Genomic DNA, 25,625 nt, shown 5'->3' with positions numbered 1-25,625 from the left:
TGCGATCCGGTCCGGCGCCGCTCGGCGAGGTCCCGGGGACGCAGCGCATCGGTCATCGATCAGAGGTCGATGATCAGGAGCCAGCCTGCCGTGCGGGATTCTTGCCGACCATCGTGGAACACCACGAGCTCGGGTGCGGGCCGCGACCTTTCAGGCTGCCGTTCATCGTCAATGCCGCCACGGCATTGCGTTTGTCGTCGGCGCTCCGGTATCGCTTCAGAGAACGATCTTGCGGATGGAACGTGCTGGTCTCGCCGTGCGTTGTCTGCGCATACCGAGACCGGTACCCGACTACCACAGCCGGACGGGCTCGGGGTCCGCGCCGTTGGGCAGACGGCCGGCCTTGAGACAGATCACGGTGCCCTCGACGATCGGCCACTCGTCCAGGTGGGACGGCACGGTCCGGCGCCGGAAGCCGTCGGCGGTTCACTGCACGAGGAGTCGGACAGCGTTGCCGTGGCGCCGGGCCAGGTCCTGATGGATCCCGGGACCGGCCCGCATCCGCTCTTGCGCGTTGGCCCCTCGATGGGGCCCTTGACCTGGGCAGGCCGCCCCATGACAAGGGCTTCTTCGGTAATCACGGCGCCGGGCAGTGAGGAGGGACCCGGCGACGATCATGGTGCGCGCACCGATCCGTGCTCCGTCGAGGAGGGTGGACTGATTCGCGATCGTTTCCTCTTCGCCGGCAGTGGCACCCTGCACGACGCACAAGTGCGCGACGGTAGCACCGGGTCCAATCTCGCACGGCTTTCCAGGCGGTGCGTGCCGCTTCGAGCGCGCTGTCGAGCAGCTGTGCTCGCGTCTTTGTGGGCTTGCGGGTCACGCGGCGCCACAGAGGCTGGAGCTGCCGCGCTCCGGGCTGGTCTCTATCGACAACCGCCTCCGCAAGCTTCACCGAGGTCCCGTGCGGACCCCACGTGATGGCTCGGCTTCGTGTTCCCTGTCCGCCTTGGCGGCCCTGCGCCAGACCCGATGCCGTCCTGGCGGTCAGGCGCAATATCGACTGAACGGGCCAGCCTCGTCATTGCCGCCACCACGACGGTTTCCGGCATCGGCGTGGGTCCGCAGGTGAGCACGGGTGTCCCGCTGACGGACGGCCATGTGACGGTCGGGCCGCTCCAGATCATTTGATCCACTTCTCCTTCAACACAACGGGATGCGACCGCGTATCCCCTCATGACAACGGTTGCGGAGCTGACAGAGCACGTAAACCGTTCCGTGAACGATCCGGTACCGCAGTGGCGCATGGCCCCGTCCGTGTGCGTACGGCGGAGGATACGCAGAACAAGGAGACATTCCAGGTGAAGAGCCTCAGGAATACGCGCCGGATAATTCTCACCACCACCGTGCTCGGCGCCCTCGCCCTGTCGGGCGCAGCGGCTTCGGCCCACACGGACTCACCGAAGAAGCCGCAGGGGTTCCACACCACCGTGGTGTCCTTCGGCGCCTACACCAGTGCCGTCGGCGAGGTCCGCGACCCCACCGTCAACGCCACCAACAACACCCTGGCGATCAGTCCCAACGAGCGCTTCGCCGTGGCGGCGAACTCCGACTCCGACCACTTGGTCGTGATCGACGTACGAAGCGGCCGGAAGATCGTCGAGATCAAGGGGTACGTCAGCCCGCGCAACATCCTGTTCGCCCCGGACAACAAGAGCTTCACCGTGTCCGACAGCGCACGCGGGGTCGTGGACCGGATCTCCATGCTCACCTTCCAGGTCCAGCAGCGTCTGCCGCTCGGAGCCGGCGTGTTCGGCACCGCGCAGAGCAGGGACGGCAAGTGGCTCTACGCCAACAACGCGGCGGCGGACACCGTCTCAGTGGTCGACCTCGCCAACAACAGGCCGGCGAAGGTCATCACCGGCTTCGCCGAGCCGCGCCAGGGGATCAAGCTCTCGTACGCGGGTGACAAGCTGTACGTCACCAACTTCGGCAGGGGCCGGATCACGGCCGTCGACCTCAAGAGCGCGAATCTGGAGAGGAAGGAGATCGGCGGGTTCGACGACGTGCGGGGGCTGTCCATCAGCCGCGACGGCACCCGCCTGTACGCGGCCAACAGCAAGAGCAACACGATCTCCGTCGTCGACACCGCGTCCGGTGAGACGATCACGAAGGTCCCCGTGGGTGAGAAGCCCTACGGTGCTGCGCTCTCCCCCGACGAGTCGGTCCTGTTCTCGGGGAACATGAAGGACAACACGCTGACCGCCGTGGACCCGAAGACCAACAAGCCGGTGGGTACCGTGAAGAGCGGTCCGACGGGCGCCCTGAAGGGCCCCCGTCAGGCAATCAGCTTCAGCGCCGATTCGCATACCGCGTGGGTGCTCAACGAGGACCTGACCGTCGCGGAGGTCGACGTGAGCGCCCTCGCGGTGACCCGCACCCTCGGTCGACGCTGACCGCCCGGAGCCGGTCGTCAGGTGCGGCCGGCTCCGCCCTCGATCCCTTTCACCGTTCCGGCGGAACGGATCATCTTCACCGTTCCGGCGGAACGGATCGTCGAACCGGACCACGTACTCCTCCAGCGGCCCCGGCACAGAGCGAACCACCGTTGTCCAAGGTGTGTTTGTTGGGTGTGACGGATCGCCCGGCCGCCAGAGAGGCCGGTCTCAGGAAGTTCTTGCTTCGGCCGTCAGGCCGGAGAAGGCCGCACGGAAACGCGGCTCACGACGCGTCCTTCCTCGTCCTCCACGATCAGCGCGGTGATGGTGTGCTTGTCCATGGCCGTCATCATGCGGAAGGAGACCTGTTCGCCGCTGTCGGCCCGTACGGTGCCGCCCGAAAGGCGCGTGCCGTCGGCGTTGACGGCCATCATGCGGTAGGTCTCCCCCGCCTCCAGGCCCGACAGCGCCACGGGGACCTCGGTGCCCCATGACCGATCGACCATCTGGCCTTGACGTACCAGCGCAACGGATGTGCCAGGGGCTTGGCCCTGGTCGGACGTGCTGAGGGGAATGAGCACCGCAGCTGCCGTGACGAGTGAAGCGGCAACGCCCAGAGCGAGCCGCCGGCCGCGACCGGTCCGGACAGCCTTCGCTCCGGCCGTGTCCCCCTTCGCTCCGGCCGTGTCCCGGCGAATCCGGTCGCCGAGATCCCTCGACGGCCGCACATGCACGGCCGACGCCCGTGGGTGGGCCAAGTCCGCGAGCGGGTTCATCCGCTGCAGCGTCCGGACCACGTCATCAGTCTCAGCAGCCTCGCGAGTGCAGTCCGGGCACTGGCCGAGGTGCCGGGACAGTTCCTCCGGCAGCAGCGTCCCGAGCAGCAGATGCTCGGTCAGGAGCGGGCGGAAACCGAAACAGTCCTTGTTCATGGTGCCAACCACCCGTTCTCCTCCAGGACAAGCCGCAACGACCGCACGCCGTAGTACAGCCGGCTGCGCATGGTGGATGCCGAAACACCCAGTTCCGCACCCAGTTCGGCGCAGGTACGACCGCCGAAGTACACCTCCACCACCGCCTCCCGGTGCTGCGGGCTCAACCGCTCCAATGCCTCACCGAGCTGAATCCGGTCAAGAAGCCGGTCAACGGCGTCGAACGCCGAGGACGACTCGGACACCGCGTCCCATGACGAAATGCCTGGCCCCTCCCGGACTCTGCGCCGCCGCATGGCGTCCACCACGCCGTTCCGGGCGATGGCGAACAGCCATGTACGCAAGCTGCCCTGATCCGGATCAAAACCGCGAGGTGACCTCCAGGCACGGATGAAGGTCTCCTGCACCACGTCCTCGGCGAGCTGCCGGTCGTCCAGCGCCTTGAACGCGAACCCGACGAGCTCACCGCCGTAGAGATCGTAAGCGGCCTGCACCTCGCGTTCGGTCCGCAGTCCGGCGGGTTCCGAACGGTTCCCTGCAGCCCGCCCGCGAAACCACCGCAGCGGGCTACCGCTCACAGCCACAACCACTCGCATCCGTTCCGCGCCCAACTTTCATGGTGCTCCCCATCTCCGGAGACGACGTTCACCAAGGGATACGCAGGCCCCGCCGCATGTGTTGAAACGCAGGGAAGGAATGTCGCAGTCACCCGAGACACCTCGGGCCTTCTTCCTCCATCTCGGGCGCTGCACCGACAGTGTGGGGCGTGCGCCTTGGCCTCCCGGGCGGTCTTCAGTGCTTCCTCGAACTGCGGGCGGACCTTGATCCGGGTGTACGGATCCGAGTTCCCCTGCGGCAGCAGGCCCCAGTTCGGTGCGACGGGACAGCGCCCAGCCGTACGGCCGGGCCGTGGACAGGATGCTGCTGCCCGGTCCGGAGAGGAAGAGCCTCTCCGGACCCGGGCCTCCTGCCGTTCCCCTGCCCCTCTCCCCTGGCCGGACTTCGCTCTAGTCGGCACCACCTGGGCTGCGTACGATTCCGATCGCATTTTCATGTACATGTCCTGAACTCCTCCGCACCGCCACAACCCCCAAGGCAAGCGATCGGAGAACCATGTTCAGCGGAATTCTCGCAAGCAGCGCGGCAGTGGGTCTGTTCGCCGCGGCGCTCTCCCCGCAGAGCACGTCCGCCATCACCGACCCGCCCCCGGACAAGATCGTGATCGAGGTCGCGACGGTCAACGGCTCGGGATGCCCGCAGGGAACGGCCGCCGTCGCCGTTTCAGCGGACAACACCGCCTTCACCGTGACGTACAGCGACTACCTCGCCAAAGCCGGCGGAACGTCCGACCCGACCGACTTCCGGAAGAACTGCCAGCTCAACCTGGTCGTACACGTCCCACAAGGCTTCACCTACGCGATCGCCAGCGCCGACTACCGGGGATTCGCCTCACTCCAGCCCGGCGCCAGGAGCACCCAGAAGGCCTCGTACTACTTCCAGGGATCCCCGAACACGGCATCCATCACCCACCCGTTCACAGGTCCGTTCAACGACAACTGGCAGGCCACCGACAAGACCGACTGGGCACAGCTGGTCTGGGCGCCCTGCGGCGTGCAGCGCAACTTCAACATCAACACTGAACTGCGCGTCGACGCGGGCACGTCCGACCCCGCGAAGACCAGCTTCATGACCATGGACGCCACGGACGGCGACATCAACACCATTTACCAACTGGCCTGGAAGGAGTGCAAGCGGTCCTAGAGCCGCACTGCACGGGTTCGGGCGAGCCGGGAGCACAGCGTCCGCGGCTCGCCCGACGGTGCTTCTCTGCACGCCGGTTGAGGCCAACAGCCAGCCGCCCACCCCGAACGAGGAGGCCGACCGTCACCGCATCAGGTCACCGGTGCAGCAATGCCGGACGCACTCCACGTGCCCTCACCGAGAGGGACTCACATCCTGAAGTGGCTCTCGGTCTCGGTCCGGGAAGCGATCGACCGGGCCGGCCGGGTCAAGTCCGGTCCTGTCTCCCGCAGTTCCTCCTTGTCGGCGGCTCCGGCCTGGTCGAGCTGGCCAACGCTCGCTCGTACGGAGCACCCGTTGTCATACCCCGTGGTTAAGGTCCAGACCATGACCGAAGACGATCAGATACGGGCCGAGCAGACCCGCGCCGCCTGGGCCCGGATCGAGTTGTGGCTCAAGCAGCACGCACCCCGCAACTACGCCGCTCTGCCCCCGCCCTGCACCGAGGAACAGGTCCGCGCCCACGAGCAACGGCTCGACGCCGCCCTGCCCGCCGATGTGCGCGCCCTCTACCTGATGCGCAACGGCACCGGCTCAGAAGACGAGTTCGACAAGACCCCCACCAGCCTGGGGCCGTTGAGGAGCGAGGAGGACCGCAAGGAGTGGGAGCAATGGGACCCCCTCGCTCCGTGCTGCTACCCCCTGCCCGACGGGCTTGGCATCTATCCACTTGAAACCCGCGACTTTATCGACCACACGTATATAGGACTGGAAGAGGACCCGAAGTATCTGCCGCTCCTCAGCGCTGGCGACGTTGGCGTCTCTGGCCAATTCATCGACATGACGTCCGACTCGGACACCTACGGGCAGCTCGGCCACTACTTCTTGCTGGGGGCACTTCCCGAACCCGGCGGACCGACACTGGCCGCCTACCTGACGACCGTGGCAGACGCCTTCGAGGCAGGACAGGGACGGCCCGGATTCGACGGCTTCGGGCCGCCACCCGTCGTCAACGGCCGCCTCGACTGGGATTCATAGCCGGTCGGCTCTTCCACGCGGCGCCGGGCCAAGGCTGCCCAAGGAGCGGTTCCGACTGCTGAGAGTGGCTCCGGCAGCGCGGTGAGGGCGTCCAAGGTCGTTGTGTGACGAACGAACGCTTGGGCGCCCTCACACCGGACTGTATGTGAAGATCGACGCCGAGATCGTCGAGCTCCGGCGGCAGGGCGGACCTCCACGGTTGAGCGATTCCGAGCTGGTCTGTCTAGTGCCGTGACAGGGAACGTTTGCCCTGTTGGACTCGCGTCCCCGGCTACCGAGAGGCCTTGTCGTCCGCGTGAAACGGGGAGATCACCCCGGAGAGAAGCCTGGGCGCCCGCACGTTCCCTGTCCCGCGAGATGTCGCCTCTAGGCGCAGGGCACAACGCCGTCCTCGCGGCCGTTCTTTGCCCAGGTCAGGCTCCATTTCAGAGGCGTGCACGGCTGCCCGGGCCGTTTCAGGGCGACCTTGACCTGTGTGGATTCGCCCGGCTCCAGCTTCACGTGACACACGGTTGCAGCTGGGGCGCCAAAAACCTGTGGGACCTTGTTGCACCGGGGGCCCTGGGGCCACGCGTGCGATGTGTGCAGTACGAGGGTCACGTCCTTGACGCCCGCCGTGCTGTTACGGGTGATGGTGAAGGCCTGCGCCGCGTTCGGTCCAGCAGCCAAGGCGGCGGGGTTCGCCTGGACGCTGAAGGGCAGGTCGGACAGGGGGGTGGCGAAGGTGAACTGCTCGGTGACCGGGCCGGACTGGAAGCTGCCACCAGGGTTGTCGTCACGCCCGTAGGCCTTGGCCTCCAGGTGCAACGTATATGTGCCGGGCCCGACGTAGCGAGTCGTTCCGCCCACGACGCCCTTGGCGACGTCCTTCCCTTCGCGGGAGAGCGTCCACCGTCCGTCCGTGACACACCTCTTGTACTGGTTGTAGCCGCCGTAGCCATTGGAGATAAAGCAGTCAGCGCGGGCTTTTACCTTCATGAACTGTCCGTCGGTGGACACGCACGGTCGCACGTTGGCCTTCACCCCGTCCCCCGTGATCTTCGTGGTCGAGGACGCGCAGTGCTCCTCCGGCCCGCTGCTCTGCTGTGCGAGGGCTGTGTGCCCGAAGGACAACCCGCCGACCAGCAGCGCGGCTGTTCCAGCTGCGGTGACGAACATTGACTTCTTCTTCATGAGTGCCCACATCGCTAGGAGACGACAGCATCGTGCGACAGTCTCCAGACCACCCCACCGCAATTGACTGAACCTACCGGTGCCACGTCGTCCGAATCACCCAGATGCCATCCCCTCATCGGCACCACCACTCCCGCAGCGCACCTCCATACCGCCATACCGCATCAGAGCGACGTGCGCGTCACATCACAACAGGGCGAACGTTGCCTGCTGCGGCACTAGCCGCCGCACAAGCCCTGCTGGGGTTCTCCTTGGAGGCGCGGTGGCTGCGATTCGCCCGCGCCCACCTGCGACCGATTTTTCCATGCCTGCCGCAGCGTCCGGGGTACAACAAGCGGCTGCGGGCCGCACTGCCGCTGGTCAAGAAGGCGGTACGGATGCTCGCCACCGACACCGACTTCTGGTTCGACGACCACTGGGTCGTCGACTCCACACCGGTGCCATGCGGCATGTCGCGGCCGACGGTGAAGCGATCCGAGCTGGTCGGCTGGGCCGGATACGGGTACTGCGCTTCACACTCCCGCTTCTTCTGGCGCCTGCGCCTGTTCCTGGTCTGCACCCCGACCGGCATGCCGATCACATGGGCCCTGGCCAACCCGAAGATCGACGAGCGGGAGGTCCTGGCCGCGATGCTGGACCGCGAACCGAGCCTGACTGCCGAACGGCCCGGCCTGCTGCTGATCGCCGACAAGGGCTTCGCCTCCAAGGAGTTCGAGACCGATCTCGCCTTCCAGGGCATCGAGTTGCTCCGGCCGTCCTGCAAACGGGAGAAACGCCGCACAGGGGAGTCTCTCCTGAAGTCGGTACGACAACTGATCGATTCAGTCAACGACACCCTCAAGGGCCAGCTCGACCTGGAACGGCACGGCGGACGCACCTTCGAGGGCGTCGCAGTCCGCGTCGCCCAACGCATCCTCGCGATGGCCACCGCAATCTGGCACAACCACAAGACCGCCGCACCGGTCCTGCGCTCGCTGACCGCATTCGATCACTGAACACATAGGAACTACTCGTCTAGGTCGTCGCCGTGTTTGGGGCGCCGAGCGAGAGCGGTTCGTCGAGGTCGGTGAGCGGGCTGAGGCGGGCGTCGACGACTTCTTCGCGGTCCGACTGGCCTGCCCCGACATCGCCAGGGCCTGCGACCTCGCCCGCACCTTCCGCGACCTGGTCCAACACCGCTGCGGCCACCAGTTGTTGGCGTGGGTGCGCGTGGCGGAGCGCGACGCCCCCGCACCGATCCTCGCCTTCGCTCAGGGCCTGTGCCTCGACATCGATGCCGTCACCGCCGGCCTCACCCTCCCGTGGAGCTCAGGCATGGTCGAGGGCCACGTCAACCGCATCAAGACCATCAAGCGACAGATGTACGGCCGAGCCTCGTTCCGCCTCCTCCGCACCCAAATCCTGCTCCGATCATGACCTGGGGATTCGCGGAATCGCGGCCAGAACCACGTAATTACCGAGGTGCCCGCCGTGGACGGGTGTCCGGATCAGACCCGTTGTCAGTGGTCGTTGCGAGGATGCTCGCCATGACTCCATTGCTTCTTACTGACATCGAGCGTGCTGTTCGCAGTAGCTGGGGTGCTGACACGAGCCCGCCGGAGTTCCGGTCACGATGGAGCCCGGACAACCCGGCCCGGGCCCAGTGCGGAGTCACCGCCATGGTCCTCAACGACTTGCTAGGCGGCGAGCTGATCCGCGGCGAGGTCCAGGTCAACGGCCAGTTCAGCGACTACCACTGGTGGAATCGCCTCGGGCTGGGAGTCGAGATCGACCTCACCCGGGAGCAATTCCGGCCGGAGGAGATCGTCACCGGCGGCACTGTCGTCCCTCGGCCGCCCGTGACCGAGTGGCGACGGCTCCGTGAGGAGTACGAGCTCCTCCGCAACCGGGTACGGGAAGAGCTCGACCGGCACCGCCCCGGGGCGAACGAGCCTTTTCGCCTGGCCAGTTGATCGGGGACTTGTCGCCGTCCGAAGGTCTTCGCCTCACACCTGACAGCCTCATAGAACATCCCGCTCACCGGGGGGGGGAGGAGTGTGTGGTTCACCGTCGAAGTGAGCATCAGTCGTCGGAGGCTGGTGCCACTGAGGCACGGCGGCCGGACCTCCGCGGCCGCGCCGGTCGAACTCAAGCCGAACGTCATGTTGTCCGGTACGGCCCGGCACCGCCGTGCTGGGACATGACGGCCATCTCCGCCGGCGCCTGTCCTCAATGCTGGATGCACGGCGCCCGTCTGTGCACAGGCGGGCGAGATTAGCTGTCGGTCCACCAGTAGCGCTTCTTGTTGTCCGAGTGCTTCCGGTTGGCCTTGTTCCCGTTGGTGGCGCACCATACTTTGCCGTCGGTCTTGGCGCAGGCCCGCATGTAGTGGCCCTGCACATCGCTACTGCTGTGCTGGTAGGCCTTGGAGGTGAGCGTAGTTGGGCTATTCGTGGCGCTCTTATGGCCACAGCTCGCCCAGTTCTTGCCCTCGGAGTGGCTGATGGTGACCCAGACCTTGTCACCCTTGCGAGCGCCGTACAGCACTGCGGCTGACCGGTCGTAGAGCTTCCCAGTCTGGAGTACGAGGTACCGGCTTCCACGCTTGGTGATGCCGTAGTTGTACTTCTCCGTACCTGCCCCCTTGTGCGTGGCTCCGACACCCACGCCGGAGTAGGCGCGGTAGTGGCATTTCCCGCCTTTCACCGAGGAATCCGCAACGGCCGCAGTCCGCTGGTGTGACGGCGAAGCCTGCGCCGAGGATGTGGCCCCCGTGCCCAGAAGCATGGCCGTCACGGCGAATGCCGATGCCGTAGCAGGAATACGTCGGTTCGTTTCCCCTCCACTATTCGCCCGAAGTGTGCGGTGCTGTTGATACTGGCGCGGAGTCTCAGGCCCAGGGTATGACTTTCGGGCCGATCCGAAACAGATGGACAGCGGACAGCACAAGAGGGTGGCAGCGAGCACACGGCCCCGCCACGGCGGAGCTGTAGTCGTGGGACGCGTGAAGAAGTGGCTCAGTCCCGCTTTGTGTGGAGGGTGACGCTGGATAGCTGAACGACCGTCGGTAGTCGGTGCGTTGAGTCCGGGGGCCCGTGCGCGCGGCGTGCGGCGTGCGGACGTACCGCGCGCGGCGTGCGGCTTATCAGGCTGTGCACCCGATGCTCCGCATTCGCCCGGCTCGCTGGAGAACGAGGAATTGTCAAATTCTGTGGACGGCTTGCGTGGGATTCAGGATTGTGTTCGTGATGAGTGGGTTGCGTCGTAGCTGGAGAGGAATTGGCCCTCCTGGCGAACCGGACGAGACCTGGGGCCGTGTCAGGCCTTGGCTCGCATGTGTTCCTGCGTCCATTCCTCGAAGCTGGTGAGTGGGATGCCGAGGTCCCTCGCGTAGTGCGGGCGGCCCGGCTGGCCGGCCACGTTCAGCCACTCGTAAGAGGCGGCGTACGCCGGCATTCCGGCGGCGAGGGGCCTCCTCCTCGGTCATGTCCGGTGCGGAAAGCTGCGCGCCCAGTGCGCGGGAGAGGACCTCGGCGATCTCGGTCATCGACAGGTAGTCGCTCGCCAGCTCCAGCTCGACGCCGTCGAACTGCTCCGGCGCGGCGAGGGCCGCGGCGGCTGCCCTGCCGATGTCGTCCACCGCGACCAGGGACACCCGGGTCTCCGGGTTCAGGACGGTCACCAGGCCACCCTCGATGCCACGCGGGAACAGGAATGCCATGGACGGGAGGAAGTTCTCCATGAAGGTGGCTGGCTTGAGGAGTGTCCAGTGCGGGAACCCGGCCGCGCGGAGCCGGTCCTGGATCGCGGCCTTGGCGCTCATTGTGGGTTCCATCGAAGCCCAGCGGCCCTCGGCCCAGCCGGGAGTTGCGGTGTGCTGGCCGGCGCCGGAGACGGACGTGTGCACGAACTGCCGCACTCCGGCGGCCTTCGCGCCCTCGATGAGGTTGGCGCCCTGGGCCACCTCCCCTTCGAAATCGAAGCCTTCCGCGGTCATGGCGGGCATCTGCACGGAGAAGACGGCGCGGGCACCCTCGGCAGCCCGGACCACGGAATCGCGGTCGTGAAGGTCGCCGGTGACCAATTCGGCGCCGAGCGCCTCGACGGCCTTGGCCCGGTCGGTGGCCCGGTCGCGCACCAGGGCACGGACGGGCACGTCTGCCGCGCGCAGGGCACGGACGGTGGCGCCGCCCTGTTTGCCGGTGGCGCCGGTGACCAGGACGGGCGCGGAGTGTGTGGACATGATGCTCCTCGGGTGCGCGGCGAATAAACGGCGGGGCCCGCCGTTTCTGCTCCGGTACGATATGGCGGGGCCCGCCACTTAGCAAGCACGGAGTGAACGCCATGCCAGACCGACAGCGCGCCGACGCCCGGCGCAATTACGCCCGGATCCTCGCCGTGGCAGAGGAGGAGGTCGCCGCCCAGGGCACCGCCGCCTCCCTGGAACAGATCGCCCGCACCGCAGGGGTCGGCTCGGCGACCGTGCGCCGGCATTTCCCCACCCGCCGCGCACTACTGGAGGCGGTCTCCCGGAAACGGATCGAAGCCCTGTGCGCCCACGCCCACGACCTGACCGGCAAGGACGACAGCCGGGACGCGCTCCTGGAGTGGCTGGGTGATGTCGTCGCCTACTGCATCTGCGCCCGGGGCCTGGCAGCCGTACTGGCCTACGACGGTGCCGGGTCCGACCCGGTGCACGAGAACGCCTGCTCGGCAGCGCTGGAAGAGGCGGCAGGCCCGCTGCTGCGCCGCGCCGAGCGGGACGGCGCCGTGGCGGCAGGCGTCACCGTCACAGACCTGATCACGCTGGTCGTCGGCATCGTCCTGGCCACGGAGCACCACCCCGACCCCGCCGCCCGGGCGGAGCGGCTGTTCCGGCTGGCCGTGGCGGGACTGAGCCCGCAGAGCTGAACAAGGCGCACGACCGGCAGAGCCGAGAACGGGCCTGTACCTCTCCTGGCGCACTCACCACTGAAGCGACCCGCTCGCAGCGTCCACCGGCCATGATCCGCCGGACAGTACCTAACCGGCTCCGTCGGCGGCAGGCTAGGCGGCGTGCTCGTCGGATCGCTCGACGAGCACGCCGCGTTCGAAGCGGGCTCCGGCGCGGACGAGGGCGACGAGGTGGGGTGCGTTCACAGCCCGCCACCGCTGCTGAGCGGACTCGACGAGCTTGAACACCGTCGCCAGGGCGGCCGCGCGAAAGCCGGCCCCCTTGGTGACCTTGGTCCGCAGGCGGACGGTCGCGAAGGTCGACTCGATCGGGTTCGTGGTCCGCAAGTGGATCCAGTGCTCGGCGGGGAAGTCGTAGGACGCCAGCAGCTCGTCCTCGTCATCGACGATCTTCTTGACGGCCTTGGGGAACTTCGCGCCGTACTGCCTGGTGAACGCGGCGACGGCCTTGGCCGCGTGCTCCTTGTCCTCGGCGTTGCAGATGTCCTGGATGGCCTTCTTCACCGCGGGCTGGGCCGACTTCGGCAGGCTGTCGAGGCAGTTGGCCGTTCTGTGAACCCAGCACCTTTGGTGGCGGGTTTCAGGGAAGACCAGACCTCGTTCAACGCGTTCCAGAAACCGAGGGCGCCGTCGCCGACGGCCAGGTCCGGGGCGCGCATGCCGCGCCGCTGGCAGGCCCGCCGAGGACGGGGACGACTCGCGGTAGCCGTCCGCCATCGCGATCAACTCCTTTGTGCCGTCCGTGCGCACGCCCATGACGACCAGGACCGCGGCCTTCGTCTCCTCCAGACGTATCCGCAGGTGAATGCCGTCGGCCCAGACGTAGACGTAGTCCGTGGCGGACAGATCGCGCTCGCCGAATGCCTTGCGATCACCCTGCCACTGCTGCGTGAGGCGGGTCACCGTGGCCGCGGACAGGCCAGCCGAGGAGCCGAGGAACTGCTCCAGTGCGGGCACGAAATCGCCCAAGGACATGCCGTGCAGGTAGAGCAGCGGCAGCACTTCGCTGATCTTCGGGGACTTGCGGGCCCAGGGCGGCACGATCGCCGAGGAGAACCGATTGCGCTCGCCGGTGGCCTCGTCGACGCGCTTGTCGTTGACGCGTGGGGCCTTCACCTCCACGGTCCCGGCGGCAGTAGTCACCGAGCAGGGCTGGTGATGGCCGTTGCGGACCACGAGCCGCCGCCCACGTTCATCCTTCTCGTCGGCCAACTCGGCTATACATGCTGCGACTTCGACCTCCAGAGCCGCGGCGAGCATCCGCCTCGCGCCCTCCCGGACGATCTCGTCGATGGGTGCGGAGCCGTCGGCGGTGATGCCGTCGGCGGTGACTACGCTGAGCATGGGCGCGCCTTCCCAACTGACGGTGCAACGTCGGTCTACTCGGTGACCTATCGACCACTCGGGAAGGTACGCCCCTCGCGCACCAACCCGAGCCCGATCCACAGGTCTTGAGCATTGCTCCTGGAGAACTGGTCGCCCCCACTCTCGGGCGCTCTGGACGACACCAGGATGCCGCTCTCGGTTGCTCTTCCCGAGCGCGCTCGGGGCCGCGCCCACCAAAGTGCACACGGTCGACAGGGTGCTCCGGATCGAGGCGGCCACCACCGCGGACCGGGCGCACTGCCCGGACTGCGGATCCGGGCCGGAACGAATACACGGCTCCTGCCTGCGGTTTCCCGCGGACGTTCCGATCGCGGGGCAGCCCGTGGTGATCGTGCTGCGGGTGCGTCGGTTCGTCTGCGTGAACATCGCCTGCCATCGCCGTACGTTCGTGGAGCAGGCCGAGGGGCTGACCCGGCGTTCCGGAAGCTGGACGGAACGGCTGTGCGTCGTCCTCGGAGTGATCGGCCTCGCGATGGCCGGCCGTGCCGGATCCCTGCTCGCTCGCCGGCTCGGCATCGCGGTCAGCAAGAACACCGTTCTGCGCACGGTCATGGAGCTTCCGGTGCCCAGGGCAAGGACACCGCGGGCGCTCGGGATGGATGAGTTCGCCCTGCGCGAGGTCCATGTCTACGGCACGGTCCTTGTGGACGTCGAGACCCGCCGGCCCGTCGACCTGCTGCCCGACCGGACCGTGCCCACCGTGACCGGCTGGCTCGTCGACCACCCCGGTGTCGAGGTCATCTGCCGTGACCGTTCCCTCGCGTTCGCTGAAGCCGGTCGGCTCGGCGCCCCCAGAGCCATCCACGTGGCGGACCGCTGGCGCATGTGGAAGAACCTCACCGAGGCCGTTGAGGAGACCGTCGTCCACCACTGCGCTCTGCTGCGTGAACCGGGCGACTTCCGAAACGGGTCCAAGACCAGCACACCGCCGTTCACGCACTGCTCGCCCGAGGGATGGGACTGCGTCCCATCGGTCGCAGACTGGTCCTGGCCCGCAACACCGTGCGCCGTCTCGCCCGCGCGGCCAGCCCCGATGAGCTGCCGGTCGGACAGTGGACCGACCGCGCCAGCATCCTGGACCCCTGCAAGCCGTTCCTGCACCAGCGGTGGGCCGAAGGCCAGACCATCGGCACCCGTCTGTTCAAGGCGCTCCGTGAGCAAGGATTCAGAGGCGGCGAAGTCGTCGTCCGTAAGTACGTCCGTCAACTGCGCGACGCACTCCCTCACCGACAACCCGGCAGGCCACCGTCGGTGCGGAACGTGACCAGCTGGATCACCCGCCCTCCCGCGAGCCTCACTGCAGAGCAGTCGGAGCAGCTCAAGACCCTTCTGACCCGCTGCCCTGAGCTCAAGCGGACCGCCCACCACGTCCGGGTCTTCGCCGAGCTGATGAACAAGCGAGACGGACAGCACCTTCAGCAGTGGATCACCCAGGTTCAGGACGACGATCTGCCCGCCCTGCATACGTTCATCACCGGCCTCGGCCAGGACATCGACGCCGTACGCCGTGGTCGCCGGGCTCAGCCCGCCGTACAGTTCCGGCGTCGTCGAAGGCCACAACAACCGCATCAAGATGAGCCACTGTTTCAGGCGTCGCCGACACCGATCGCCCCGTGCGTACGACGTGCCCGACGGACGACGCCGTGAACGCCGACAGCGAGCGCCCAGAACAGGAGAGGCAGAGCGGCGACCCGTTCCATGCCTCCCATGCCGAGACCGAGGTAGTGACGGGAGAGGAACAGCCCGAAGGCGGCAACCGCTGTGACGCCCAGCAGGCCGGTGCCCCACCGCAGGGAGGCCGGTATGTGCTCTGCCAGGCCGAACCCCGCCAGGACGAGACCGATGTTGCCCGCTGCCATGATGAGGAGGGCACCCAGGACGTGCTGGTTCTCGTTGACATCTGCAGGAGCCAGCCCGGCCAGTACGAATCCCACGCCGGCACCAGCGAGCAGCAGACGGGCCGTGACAGCGGTCCGGCCTCTGCGCCACAGAACACCACCGGTCAGGGCGGCGCCAACAACGAGCAGCATTCCCAGGGCGACGAATGAAACATTCATCAGACCGTGCTCGGGGGAACAGATGTACCGCGGCTCGGGCTCTGACTGCAGCGCGCAGAGAGCGTTGCCCAAGTCGCTGAGGTTGTTCCGCGCCCAGCTGTACGGTCTGGCCCAAGCCGACTCGACGATCCAGTGGATGACGAAGAACTGCATCACACCCACGACCCATGCCCAGTACCCGATTCGGACTCTCACTTGTCCACCTTCCGTCACGCGAATCCCGTGCGGACAGCCGATCATGCGGTGGCGGACTCAGTCACTCCGAGGAGCCCCCTGGAACAGGGTGGGGCAGCCCCTACTGCGGCGGCCTCAGACAGCAGCCCGGCACCGGTGGGCGTGCGCCACCCGATGCGCCCCGGCTGTCGGTGAAGTAGCTCTGGACGAAGACCGGCGCGACACGCGGAAACGGAAACCCTCACACCCTCACCTGCACTGCGCCCTAGTTGTATTGACCCCCAGGAATCCCGACAGAGCCACCCTCTGCCAACCGCTCCGCTCCTGCGCTCAGTAGCGACAGCGGTCGAAGATCTCGCCGCCGATCGCAGAGGAAGCAGCCGTCCCAGAGCGGGAGCGCCCTGAGGACGCGGTGGCGCACGCACGAGGCCGTCGCGGCCTCGTCCGGGCCGGGGAAGCCGCGTGCGGCGCTGCTGTCGGGGGGCGGGGTGCAGGACTCCACCATGGTCGTGAAGCGGTGCAGGTAGTCATGCACACGGGGCGGGTGGTAGCCCAGCTCGCTCCAGCGATGTCCGCTCGCCGCGAGTGCTGTGGCACGCAGCACGAAGTCCTTCGCGCGGGCGCGTTCCCGCTCCGTCGCACCCCAGTCGAACTCCGCCAGGTCGAATCCGACGGCACCGCGCCCCATGACGTTCTGGTCCTGCAGGGTCAGCAGCGCCGCGAAGCGGAAGTCCCAGTCCTCGGAGGCGAGATCGGACACGGCCAGCATCAGCACGTCGATGAACACCGCGGTGGCGGAATTGGACAGGTCCAGGTCGTGGCTGCCGCCGGAGAAGATGTTGCTCACCGACCTATGATGCGGTCCCGGCCCTCCACCTGCTTGGAGAAGACGCATGACGGATGCGAGCACCGGCAAAGTGGTCGTGAACAGGGTGATGTCCCTCGATGGGTTCATCGCCGGTCCCGGCCACACGATGGACTGGATCTTCGAGCACATGACGTCGGCGACGTTCCCGGAGGTCATGGCGGCCACGGGCGCCATGCTCATCGGCCGGGGCACGTACGAGGTCGGCAAGCGCATGTCCGACGAGAAATCCGACTACGACGGCGGGGCGCAGTTCGTCCTCACCCATCGCCCGCCCGACGAGCCGGACCCCAATGTCACCTTCCTCACCTGCGACATCGAGGAAGCCGTGGCCACGGCACGCCGCGCCGCCGGCGACACGAACCTGGAGATCCTCGGCGCCGACGTGGCCGCCCAGTGCCTGCAGCGCGGCCTCGTCGACGAGATCCTGGTGTACGTGCTGCCGGTGCTGCTCGGCGACGGCGTCCGCTTCGCACCTCCGGGCCTCGACCGGATCGACCTGGAACCGTTCAGCAACGTCCAGTCGGGCGGGGTCACCATGCTGCGCTTTCACGTACGCAAGTAGCACGGTCGTAACTACCAGCCTGCTGTCATGTCCCTCCCCCATCCCGTGGGGCAAGTTCCCCACTCTCTCCGCACATCAACTGGCCCGACGGTGGCTGCAGTTCATGGCGAACATCGGTCGGCTTCCCACACGATCGACGCGTACGGGGCGCCGCTGCATCCGGAGACGGGACTGGCGAACGCGACCGTCCAACCACGTGTGGTGGCCGTGCGGTCCTTCTCCGAGTACCTGGTGGAAGACGGGCTGCGCGAACGAAATCCCGTACGTCGAGGGAAGTCGAGCCGCCGTGGCCGCCCTCCTCGGCAGGGGCTCGTGCGGCGCCTGGAGCAGGCACCTTGGATCCCCAACGAGGACGTATGGCAAACGAGGACGTATGGCAGCGGTCTCTGTACGAAGGCCGGCATCCCCGAGTCCGACTCCCCCGGCGCACTCACAAGCCATCGGGCTCGCGCCACGATCGCCACCAAACTGCTGAACGCCAAAGACCCCTTGCCTCTGGCCGACCTGCAGCAATGGCGGGGACACAAGCATCCTTCCAGCACCCGCCACTACGCCAAGATCCTCCAGCGGACGCTGTCAGCGGCTTACAAGAAGGCCGACTCCTTCGCCCGGAACGTACGCACCATCCAGGTCCTCATCGACCGTGAATCCATCCTCCCGGGCACTGCCGCCAGCGGCGAACAGCCCTGGAAGTACAACGACCTGGGTGAGGGCTACTGCAACTACGACTTCTTCGCCACGTGCCCCACCAACTGACCTGCGGAGGCTGCCCGTTCTACGTCCCAAGACCTCAAGTCGTGGGCAGCTCCTGGCCGTCAAGGACGGCATTGACCAGATACTCGAACGCGACCAGAGCAGGGCCGCCCTCCGGACGAGGAAGCAGGCAACTGGGCAGTCAGCGGCGAGCAGAACCGCTCATGCGTCCCAGGGCCCCGATGCTCGACCAGGCGCTGCCGAGTATCACGAGCCCTCCGATGACGAACGCCACGTTTGCGATGGTCGAGTTGTCGGACGTCTGCTCGTCCAGGTTCTTGCTTCCGGTCTGGTCGCCGCCTGAGTAGCTGACGCAGGTGTCGTCCGCCGACATCTTCTCGCCGCCGCAGTCGGCAGGCGAACCCTTGATCTGGAATCCGACGAAGACGATCGCCGCGCCGAGGGCAAGGAAGAAGAGCCCCGCTAAGAGGTCCTGCCCGGGGGTGTTCTGTCTGGCTGAGGTCATGACCTTCAGCCTTCCATGAACGCAGCCAGAAGAACATATGTGTTCTTGATCAGAGGGCGTTTTCTGTCAGTTTGTGTCACTCCACGGGTCTCAGTGGTTGCTCCAACCTCCTTCGTTGCGGGTCCAGTTGCTCCTGTGAAAACGTCCTCTAGTCCGTCGGGCGGGTCGGAACAACATTGCAGTCACCGACCCCGACCATCTGATGCGCGTCCTGCGCCGGACCCTCCGCGAGATCCAATACCGCAGCGACGTCATCGACGACTGCCTCGCCGCCACCCGGACTCACCCCCACGACAACACACCCGAAAGCTCAGTGACCGAGAACCGCCTGCAAAGCACCCGGGCTCCGGCCGCATCGCCGCCACGGGGTGCAGCCTCTCGGTACGAGCACGCCGGACCACTGGCCGAGTCCGCGGCGGCACACCAGCCGAACCCCGGACCCCACACGACGGACGACGGACGACGGACGACGCGACCGGACTGGTCTGTGCCACAGCTCACCCTGTGCCAGCAGCGGATCCCGGGACCGCTCCACCTTCGGTGCCGGTGACACCCCCGAGCGAGGTGGCGAGGCGCCGTCAGCCACACCCACACCGTTGTGCCCTCGCCGCCATGTCCGCCCCGCCAGTGGCGGTCTGTTCCCGGCAGTCCCGTCTCAGTACCCTCATCGGTAGCCAGTGATTCTCAACTCCCTTGTCCCCCAACCTTGTTGTGCACTGGCGCGGGCACTGTCGGCTGTTCCGGTCCCGGTCGCCCGGTGATCTCTCTTCCCCCCTACTCGCCACCGCCAGGAGGATCACGATGAAGTTCCGTCCGAAGCATTTGGCCGCCGTCAGCGCCTTGTGCCTGGTCGCCTCACTCGGTCTCGTCTCGGCCCATGCCGACGAGACTGCCGGACCGCGGCAGGCACCGAAGGTCACCCTGAAGGCTGTGGCCACGGCCAAGAATCCTTCCGCCGCTGCCGCCGGACCCGACGGCAGAGTATGGATCGCCGAACGCGCCGGCACCGTACGAGTGCTGGGAGCCCAAGGGCTCGGTGCGCCGGTGCTGGACATCTCCGGCGACACCACCACCGACGGTGAGCGCGGGCTGCTGGGCATCGCGTTCGACAACGACTTCGCGCACTTCTACATCTCGTACACCGACCGCAAGGGCACCAGCACCATCGACGAATTCGCCCTCAAGCGCGGCAAGTTACAACCGAACACGCGGCGGACCGTACTCACGCAGACGCAGCCGTACTCGAACCACAACGGCGGCGACATCCGGTTCGGCGCCGACGGCTATCTGTACATCGCCTTCGGCGACGGCGGCTCGGGCGGCGACCCGCACGGCAACGGCCAGAATCTCGACACCTTCCTCGGCAAGCTGCTGCGGATCGACCCGTCGGGCGGCAAGCCGTACGCGATCCCGGCGGACAACCCGTTCGTGGGCGACCCGAAGGCGAAGGGCGAGATCTGGGCGTACGGACTGCGCAACCCGTGGCGGTTCTCCTTCGACTCCGGAACCGGTGACTTGCTGATCGCCGACGTGGGCCAGAGCGACTGGGAGGAAGTCGACTGGGCGCCCGCGAGCAGCAAGGGCGGGGAGAACTACGGCTGGTCGCAGATGGAGGGCAACCACCCCTTCCGCGGCGGCATCGAGCCCGCGAACCATGTACCGCCGGTGTTCGAGTACGACCGCAGCGGCCTGGGCTGCTCAGTGACCGGCGGATACGTCTACCGGGGCAAGGCCATCACCGACCTGGCCGGCCAGTACGTCTACAGCGACTACTGCGACGGCACCGTCCGCACCCTGACGATCGAAAACGGCAAGGTGACCGGGCAGGCGGACCTCGGAGTGCAGGGCGGCGAGGTCGTGTCGTTCGCGCAGGACGGCTGCGGCGAACTGTACGTGCTCGACATCGGCGGCACGATCTCCCGCATCGACCCCGCCTGAGCACTGCCCCGGCAGTCACGGCCGGTGCCCGGACCCAGGCACCGGCCCTCTGCCCTTGACGGTGGGGCACACCGGCGGCATCGATACCTGTGCCACCGACGCAGGCAACACCGCCACCAGCCTCCGAACCAACGCAAGTTGAAGCCGTGCGGCAGCGCGCGCGTGCTCTGCGCGCCGGGCCTGTCACGGGCCTTCTCCGGTACGGACGCCGCATGGACCTCGTAGAGAGCTGCGTCCCGGCCGGGTGGGGAGGAGTGCGCGCCACGGTGGTGACCGCCGTGGCGGTGCTCTCGGCGGACTCGCGGCCCGCCTTGTCCATGGTGCACGCACCTCGTACTGGTAGGACGCCCCGGTGGGTGTTCGCATCGTACGGACGTCAATGCGGTCAGTGCGAGCGGCGCGAGCGGCGCAACAGTGTCGGCCGTCGCACCGGTGCGCGGCACGTAGATGAAGCCAACCTGGGGGGGTTGCCCGTCAGCGCGACGTAGTCGACCCACAGGGTGGCTTGCTCGCCGGGGTGTTCAGATCGACGCTGGACGGCACCAGCCACGCGCCGGTCTGCACGGCGTAGGCGTCCGGATCGCCGAAGGCTGTCTGCGGATGCTCGCCGGTGTCCGCACAGTGCACCGTGACCGCCGTGACCGCCGTGACCGCCTGGAGTACGACGGGCCGGCCCTTGCGCGTCATGTGTTCTCCTGCGTGATCGTCAGCCGTCATGTACGAGGGACTGTTGCCGGCTACCCATGGCTGTTGCGGCTGAGATGTACTTCGGGCAGGACGGCCAGCGCTCCGCCGTCCACAGGCAGACAGACTCCGTTGACGTACGAGGACGAGGGCCCGGCAAGGAAGGCGACCACCTCGGCCACCTCCTGGGGAGAGCACAGGCGCTCCAGCGGGTAGGCAGACCGGATCCGTTCCCGTTCCTCGGGGTCCTGCCAGCGGTGGGCGTTGCGCTCCACGGCGACAAAGCCTGGTTCGACCACGTTGGTACGCGTTCCCCGGTGTCCCCATTCGGCGGCCGCGGCGCGGGCCAGCGCCCCGAGTCCGGCCTTGGCCACGGCGTACGGGGCGAAGCCGGGAGCAGCAGCGTGGGCATGCACCGAGCCGATCAGGACGATGGAGGCGGGTCGCCCAGCAGGTTTGCGGCGGACGAGTGCGGTGGCCGCCTGCCACGCCGACACGAGCCCGACGTCGAAGACCCGGTGCCAGTGTTCGGGCGCCACGTCCTGCAGCGGGGCGCGGTGTTCACTCAGCAGTGCGTGCACGAGGATCGAGGGAGGCTCGGGTGCAGCGTCCATGGCACGGGCGATGAGGGCTTCGTCGGTGGCGTCACCGTCGAACGCGATCGTCACGCCCGGCAGGCGGTGCACGGCCGGGTCCTGGTCGACGGCGATGACTGTGGTGCCGTCGGCGAGCAGGCGGGCGACCACGGCCCGGCCGATCCCGCCCGCAGCGCCGAGAATGAGTGCGGTGGTCAAAGCTGTCACCTTCCGGTAGTACGAGGGGTGGTGCAGCGCGGCCGTGCCCTGCAGTCGTCGACCGCAAGAGGGCACCGGGGCGCGTGTGCGCGGTCCCGGTCCGGCCCTGGCGCATCGCCGACACGAATGGCCACCGAGTTGCCGCGGCGTGGACCCGAGGGTGGGCGGTGCACGTGCTCGTGCACGTGGTGCGGGACGCCCATCCATGTGCAGCCCACCTCGTCTATTCCCGGCCGATGTTGATGTCCTCAAGTTCCTTGCCGGTGGTTGCGAGGAAGGGTGAGGCTGCGACGACGGCTGCGGCGATCACGTAGGCGGACGCGTAGATGGCGACGGAACGCAACCCGAACCGCTCCAGAAGATGCGGCGCGAGGACCACGTTCAACGCGATCATGAGGCGGGTGACGGCCTGTGCGATACCGCTGCCGATGCCGCGCAGATGCGTCGGGAACGCCTCGGACGACCACACCCAGGACAGCACGCCAGGCCCGAACCACGTGAGCAGGGAGTAGAGAACGAAGAAGGTCAGCAGAAGTCCCGAAGACTTCGGACCGAGGAAGGCAATGCCAAGACCTGCGATGAAGACGCCGACGCAGGACCACATGCCCAGCGTCCTGCGGTTGATTCGGTCGATCAGCTGGGCACCCGCGACCACGGCGCCCAGGCCCGCCACGAACCCGGCCAGCGAGAACCACAGCGAGTACTGCGCTCCGATGCCACTGGCCGCCATGACGAGCGGGCCCGCAATGGTGGCGACCGCGCCGCCGAAGGCCTGGATCGCGAAGAACCCGGTGACCGCCGCGAGGCGCAATCCCGCCCGGGCGGCGAACAGTTCACGCACATGACGTTTCCTGCCGACGGACCCGACAGGAGCGGCCGGCTCCTCGATGCCCAGGATCGTGAATACCTTCCTGGCCTCCTCGTGGCGCCCCTGCGCCCGCAACCAGCGCGGAGATTCCGGCAAGAACTGACGGGCAATCAGTACACCGAGTGCCGGGATCGCCGCGAGCCCGAACAGCCAGCGCCAGGTGTTCTCCCCCGCCACGTCGCGCAGTGCGAGCGCGATGAGCACACTCGTGATCGCACCACTCAGCCACATCATGTTGGGAAGCGATCCCGCGACCCGGCCGCGCCTCGCTCTGGGTGCGATCTCCGTGAGGAAGGCGTGCGAGGTCGGGATGTCCATGCCGACGGCGACGCCGATGAAGAACCGGGCCAGCATCAGTTGCCAGACCTCGGTCACGAACGCGGCAGCGAGTGAGGCGACGACGAAGAAGACCAGGTTGATGACGAAGATGACCTTCCGTCCGAACCGATCGGACAGGTCACCGAATACGACAAGGCCGACTGCCGCGCCGATGAACGCGATGGCACCGAGCCAGCCCACCTCAGTTGGCGTCAGATCGAAGGCCGGCTTGAGGAAGAGCAGCGCAGAACCCATGACGAGCAGGTCGTAGCCGTCGATGAACTCACCGAACGCGACCAGACGCGGTGTCCAGCGCTTGGTGAAGCGTGCCCGTGCAGGGCTGAGACTTCCGATGTCTGCAGCGGTCGTACGGGAAGGAGCAGCAACCATGGTGAGTGTCAGGTCCCTTCGCGGAAATGGACGGTTGGGTGGCGGGCGCGGTCCCGAAGCACAGGCCTGCCGAACCGGCCGGTTCTCGGTCGCGCCCACCAGGCCGCCGGGTCACCCGCGTTCCCCAGGTACGTCGACTTGTTTGCCCTGCATTGGCGATGCACACAACACTGGTGCACGAGTGACGACTGCGGTAGATGCCATCTACATGTTGCCCACTACTCGCCTCTGTCTGGCCGAAACAAGGGCGTGGCCTCTGCCGGTCGCACCTCGGGCGAATTCTGGTCCGTGCATTGGCCAACGCGTCCGGCTCCTCTGGTGGGCGGGCCCCGGGATGCGTCCGAGAGTGTTCGGTCAGTCGGCGCAGGCGCCGGTCAGCGCATTGACCAGCTGATGGGCGCGCGCGTTTTCCCGCAGGAGGGCTTCCAGCAGAGAGCCGGCGCCGAGACCGGAACCAGAACCAGTCGCCAGCGGTCACCTCCCTGTGCAACGCCGACGTAGTCGATGCCCGTGCGGCCAAGGCGTTCGCCGCCCGCACGCAGGAGATCCGGGGCGCTCCCCGTGCTCGTGCGTTTCCATCTTCATCCAACTCAGGGGAACCGAGGTCCAGTTGACGGCTTCGGGGGCGTCGCACCGGTACCCCGCGATTCCGGCAGGATGAGCGGCAACCTCCGCCGCCCTCGAAGACGCATCCGCCACCCTCGGAGAGACACGACCGTCGCCTCCAACGGGTCTTCTACACCTCCGCCTTGTTCAGCATCCGACGCTGCGAGGACTCCCGCCGGTTCTACGAACGCAGACGCGCCGAGGGCAAGAGCCACGTCCAGGCCGTGCCGGCACTCGCCCGCCGCCGCGTCAATGTCCGCTGGGCCCTTCTCCGCGACGGGCGATGCTACGAGGCCACACCACCCGTCGCTCCAGCGGCTTGACAGACCGCATGAGGAATCAGTGAGCCGGATGTTAGTGGGGCCGCCGCATGGGTCCGGCCCATGGCTGACACTGAACTGACGACGCTGCTCAACGCCCTGAACAGCAAGCGCAGGCACGTCCTGGACATCCTGGAGGGCCCGGGAGAACGCGTGGCAGCCCGCCCCGGAAATGACGGCCGAGGAGGTCTTCGCTCTCTACCGGAAGGAGGGGGAGCTCGCCGACACCTTCCTGGCCGACGCCGACCTGGAGGCGGCCCCGAGCTGAAGGAGAGCCAGGGCCGTGACGCGCGCGAGCGTCACCCTGAGGATCCGTGCCCAAGTCCCTGTTGGCATGACATCTCCCTGCAGCCGATGGACGAAGCCCGGCCCTTGCCGTCTGTGTAGACGATGTGCAACCAGGCCGGATGCACGCAGGCTGAAGCCAGTGTCCGGCGGCTGAACCCTGCCCGCACATACGACAGTTGTCCCCTTGTGGTGCGTGTTCACAGCGGCGGCGCAGGAAATAGGCACCGCGGTCGAGAATCCGCGGGTGGCGAGCATGCCCAGTACGGAGTGTCTGCGCTGTCGATCGCGCTGTTCATCCACAGGAGATTGCCCTCCTGCTTGAACAGGAAGGTGATGTCGCGAACTGGCTGCGCGAGAAGATCCGCATCGCTCAGCTCGATCGTCGCCCCCTCGCTTTGCTGGGTACCGACTTCTGAATCACCGCTCTCCTCAGAGTCAAGATTCCGCCTGAGCGTTCGACAGGTGTCAGGGTCGGTCACCGTCGGCGCGCAGCGCAGTCCACGGCCGTCACAGGTGCGCGGCCGCCAGGCCTTGGGCACAGCTGTCGGGGCCAGGAGCAGTCCCGATTCGAAGGTCGGCATTCTGAACGTTGGAAAGGGCTACGAGTCCTTCCTCGCCGCACCCTCGGCCGCGGAGGGAATGCGCCTCGTCCACAGCCGCCTGGGCGTCGCGGTTCTCCTTCAACCGGGCATGTCCGCGGGCCTTCCTGGTCAGCAGCATGGCTCTGAGTACCGGTGCGTCATGGTCCGCGATGGTCTGCCGGGCCGTACCCGCCGCGGTGATCGCGTCTCGGGGGTCGCCGACGGAGCAGTCATGGAGGGCCAGGAACGAAAGCGCGCCAGCCCTGAGGCGGCTGTCGCCCGAAGCGTGGGCTGCGCGAAGTGCGCCCAGCAGCAGATTCTGTGCTGCGGAGTGCGCGCCGCTGTCGAAGAGGTACCGGCCGGCCCGTATCGCGGTGTC

General features: G+C 67.3%; 24 protein-coding genes and 2 pseudogenes. 12 read left to right on the top strand and 14 right to left on the bottom strand.

The genetic code is table 11. The annotated features are described in order from the left end of the window. Positions 1-1,301 precede the first annotated feature (1,301 nt). The gene (locus ACH4SP_RS11735) at positions 1,302-2,396 is read left to right on the top strand and encodes a YncE family protein (RefSeq protein WP_398413247.1); all 1,095 of its coding nucleotides are present in this window, start codon (positions 1,302-1,304) and stop codon (positions 2,394-2,396) included. A 233-nt stretch (positions 2,397-2,629) separates the two neighbouring features. Here the strand turns inward: ACH4SP_RS11735 and ACH4SP_RS11730 are convergent, their stop codons facing one another. Both ACH4SP_RS11730 and ACH4SP_RS11725 read right to left on the bottom strand, forming a co-directional pair. Then, on the bottom strand, positions 2,630-3,322 hold the full coding sequence (locus ACH4SP_RS11730; RefSeq protein ID WP_398413244.1) for a hypothetical protein: 693 nt from the start codon (positions 3,320-3,322) through the stop codon (positions 2,630-2,632). Continuing rightward, a complete protein-coding gene (locus ACH4SP_RS11725; RefSeq protein ID WP_398413242.1) occupies positions 3,307-3,888 on the bottom strand; it encodes a sigma-70 family RNA polymerase sigma factor in 582 nt (193 codons plus the stop codon). The genes ACH4SP_RS11730 and ACH4SP_RS11725 overlap by 16 nt, the downstream gene beginning before the upstream one ends. A 535-nt stretch (positions 3,889-4,423) precedes the next feature. Here ACH4SP_RS11725 and ACH4SP_RS11720 point away from each other — a divergent pair. Beyond that, a complete protein-coding gene (locus tag ACH4SP_RS11720) occupies positions 4,424-5,071 on the top strand; it encodes a DUF4360 domain-containing protein (RefSeq protein ID WP_398413240.1) in 648 nt (215 codons plus the stop codon). A 366-nt stretch (positions 5,072-5,437) separates the two neighbouring features. Then, positions 5,438-6,088: an SMI1/KNR4 family protein gene (locus ACH4SP_RS11715; protein WP_398413238.1), complete on the top strand. Its 651-nt coding sequence runs from the start codon at positions 5,438-5,440 to the stop codon at positions 6,086-6,088. Positions 6,089-6,454: 366 nt separating this feature from the next. Here the strand turns inward: ACH4SP_RS11715 and ACH4SP_RS11710 are convergent, their stop codons facing one another. Then, positions 6,455-7,246, bottom strand: a complete 792-nt coding sequence (locus ACH4SP_RS11710) for a hypothetical protein (protein ID WP_398413235.1) — start codon at positions 7,244-7,246, stop codon at positions 6,455-6,457. Between the two features lie 218 nt (positions 7,247-7,464). Here ACH4SP_RS11710 and ACH4SP_RS11705 point away from each other — a divergent pair, with 218 nt between their 5' ends. Further along, complete coding sequence (locus tag ACH4SP_RS11705; protein ID WP_398413233.1) at positions 7,465-8,256, top strand: IS982 family transposase; 792 nt, start codon at positions 7,465-7,467, stop codon at positions 8,254-8,256. A 19-nt stretch (positions 8,257-8,275) separates the two neighbouring features. On the opposite strand, the gene ACH4SP_RS11700 is transcribed toward ACH4SP_RS11705, so the two are convergent. Then, positions 8,276-8,449 carry a hypothetical protein gene (locus tag ACH4SP_RS11700; protein ID WP_398413231.1) on the bottom strand — a complete coding sequence of 58 codons (174 nt, stop codon included), beginning with the start codon at positions 8,447-8,449 and terminating at the stop codon, positions 8,276-8,278. Here ACH4SP_RS11700 and ACH4SP_RS11695 point away from each other — a divergent pair. Beyond that, a complete protein-coding gene (locus ACH4SP_RS11695) occupies positions 8,372-8,677 on the top strand; it encodes a transposase (protein WP_398413536.1) in 306 nt (101 codons plus the stop codon). The two genes, ACH4SP_RS11700 and ACH4SP_RS11695, sit on opposite strands and share 78 nt — an antisense overlap. Positions 8,678-8,787: 110 nt before the next feature. Continuing rightward, positions 8,788-9,213: a hypothetical protein gene (locus tag ACH4SP_RS11690; RefSeq protein WP_398413228.1), complete on the top strand. Its 426-nt coding sequence runs from the start codon at positions 8,788-8,790 to the stop codon at positions 9,211-9,213. 301 nt (positions 9,214-9,514) lie between these two features. Here the strand turns inward: ACH4SP_RS11690 and ACH4SP_RS11685 are convergent, their stop codons facing one another. Further along, entirely contained in the window at positions 9,515-9,946 is a 432-nt protein-coding gene (locus ACH4SP_RS11685) for a hypothetical protein (RefSeq protein WP_398413226.1), read from the bottom strand. Positions 9,947-10,558: 612 nt separating this feature from the next. Beyond that, positions 10,559-11,483 (bottom strand): annotated as a pseudogene (locus ACH4SP_RS11680) (NmrA family NAD(P)-binding protein). A 101-nt stretch (positions 11,484-11,584) separates the two neighbouring features. Here ACH4SP_RS11680 and ACH4SP_RS11675 point away from each other — a divergent pair. Then, positions 11,585-12,151, top strand: coding sequence for a TetR/AcrR family transcriptional regulator (locus ACH4SP_RS11675; RefSeq protein WP_398413223.1), 567 nt, complete (start codon positions 11,585-11,587; stop codon positions 12,149-12,151). Positions 12,152-12,286: 135 nt separating this feature from the next. On the opposite strand, the gene ACH4SP_RS11670 is transcribed toward ACH4SP_RS11675, so the two are convergent. Continuing rightward, positions 12,287-13,537, bottom strand: a complete 1,251-nt coding sequence (locus tag ACH4SP_RS11670) for a transposase (protein WP_398413221.1) — start codon at positions 13,535-13,537, stop codon at positions 12,287-12,289. Positions 13,538-13,718: 181 nt separating this feature from the next. On the opposite strand from ACH4SP_RS11670, the gene ACH4SP_RS11665 reads away from it, so the two are divergent. Continuing rightward, positions 13,719-14,843 (top strand): ISL3 family transposase, encoded by a 1,125-nt coding sequence (locus ACH4SP_RS11665; RefSeq protein WP_398413218.1) that lies wholly within the window; start codon positions 13,719-13,721, stop codon positions 14,841-14,843. Positions 14,844-15,165: 322 nt separating this feature from the next. Here ACH4SP_RS11665 and ACH4SP_RS11660 read toward each other — a convergent pair whose 3' ends face one another. Together ACH4SP_RS11660 and ACH4SP_RS11655 are read right to left on the bottom strand one after the other, a co-directional pair. Further along, positions 15,166-15,831 carry a DUF998 domain-containing protein gene (locus ACH4SP_RS11660; RefSeq protein WP_398413216.1) on the bottom strand — a complete coding sequence of 222 codons (666 nt, stop codon included), beginning with the start codon at positions 15,829-15,831 and terminating at the stop codon, positions 15,166-15,168. 244 nt (positions 15,832-16,075) lie between these two features. Beyond that, positions 16,076-16,657 carry a hypothetical protein gene (locus tag ACH4SP_RS11655; RefSeq protein ID WP_398413214.1) on the bottom strand — a complete coding sequence of 194 codons (582 nt, stop codon included), beginning with the start codon at positions 16,655-16,657 and terminating at the stop codon, positions 16,076-16,078. A gap of 46 nt (positions 16,658-16,703) precedes the next feature. On the opposite strand from ACH4SP_RS11655, the gene ACH4SP_RS11650 reads away from it, so the two are divergent. Together ACH4SP_RS11650 and ACH4SP_RS11645 are read left to right on the top strand one after the other, a co-directional pair. Next, positions 16,704-17,240, top strand: a complete 537-nt coding sequence (locus ACH4SP_RS11650) for a dihydrofolate reductase family protein (protein ID WP_398413211.1) — start codon at positions 16,704-16,706, stop codon at positions 17,238-17,240. A gap of 90 nt (positions 17,241-17,330) precedes the next feature. Next, positions 17,331-17,996, top strand: a complete 666-nt coding sequence (locus ACH4SP_RS11645) for a hypothetical protein (protein ID WP_398413208.1) — start codon at positions 17,331-17,333, stop codon at positions 17,994-17,996. Between the two features lie 139 nt (positions 17,997-18,135). On the opposite strand, the gene ACH4SP_RS11640 is transcribed toward ACH4SP_RS11645, so the two are convergent. Further along, positions 18,136-18,459 carry a hypothetical protein gene (locus ACH4SP_RS11640; protein ID WP_398413206.1) on the bottom strand — a complete coding sequence of 108 codons (324 nt, stop codon included), beginning with the start codon at positions 18,457-18,459 and terminating at the stop codon, positions 18,136-18,138. 801 nt (positions 18,460-19,260) lie between these two features. Between ACH4SP_RS11640 and ACH4SP_RS11635 the strand changes: the two genes are divergently transcribed. After that, complete coding sequence (locus ACH4SP_RS11635) at positions 19,261-20,397, top strand: PQQ-dependent sugar dehydrogenase (RefSeq protein WP_398413204.1); 1,137 nt, start codon at positions 19,261-19,263, stop codon at positions 20,395-20,397. Between the two features lie 474 nt (positions 20,398-20,871). Here ACH4SP_RS11635 and ACH4SP_RS11630 read toward each other — a convergent pair whose 3' ends face one another. From ACH4SP_RS11630 to ACH4SP_RS11620, 3 genes are all read right to left on the bottom strand, one after another. Continuing rightward, positions 20,872-21,084 (bottom strand): hypothetical protein, encoded by a 213-nt coding sequence (locus ACH4SP_RS11630; RefSeq protein ID WP_398413202.1) that lies wholly within the window; start codon positions 21,082-21,084, stop codon positions 20,872-20,874. Positions 21,085-21,134: 50 nt separating this feature from the next. Further along, positions 21,135-21,875 carry an SDR family NAD(P)-dependent oxidoreductase gene (locus ACH4SP_RS11625; protein WP_398413200.1) on the bottom strand — a complete coding sequence of 247 codons (741 nt, stop codon included), beginning with the start codon at positions 21,873-21,875 and terminating at the stop codon, positions 21,135-21,137. Between the two features lie 223 nt (positions 21,876-22,098). Continuing rightward, a complete protein-coding gene (locus tag ACH4SP_RS11620) occupies positions 22,099-23,451 on the bottom strand; it encodes an MFS transporter (protein WP_398413197.1) in 1,353 nt (450 codons plus the stop codon). 615 nt (positions 23,452-24,066) lie between these two features. Here ACH4SP_RS11620 and ACH4SP_RS11615 point away from each other — a divergent pair. Beyond that, positions 24,067-24,380: pseudogene (locus tag ACH4SP_RS11615) on the top strand (IS110 family transposase); the annotation flags it as partial. Positions 24,381-24,862: 482 nt separating this feature from the next. On the opposite strand, the gene ACH4SP_RS11610 reads toward ACH4SP_RS11615, so the two are convergent. Further along, positions 24,863-25,246, bottom strand: coding sequence for a hypothetical protein (locus ACH4SP_RS11610; RefSeq protein WP_398413194.1), 384 nt, complete (start codon positions 25,244-25,246; stop codon positions 24,863-24,865). Positions 25,247-25,625 lie beyond the last annotated feature (379 nt).

The sequence above is a fragment of the Streptomyces sp. NPDC021093 genome (genome assembly GCF_044333135.1).
Lineage (GTDB): Bacteria > Actinomycetota > Actinomycetes > Streptomycetales > Streptomycetaceae > Streptomyces.
The sequence above is the reverse complement of the archived record's forward strand: the minus strand, read 5'-3'. Positions and strand labels throughout refer to the sequence as shown.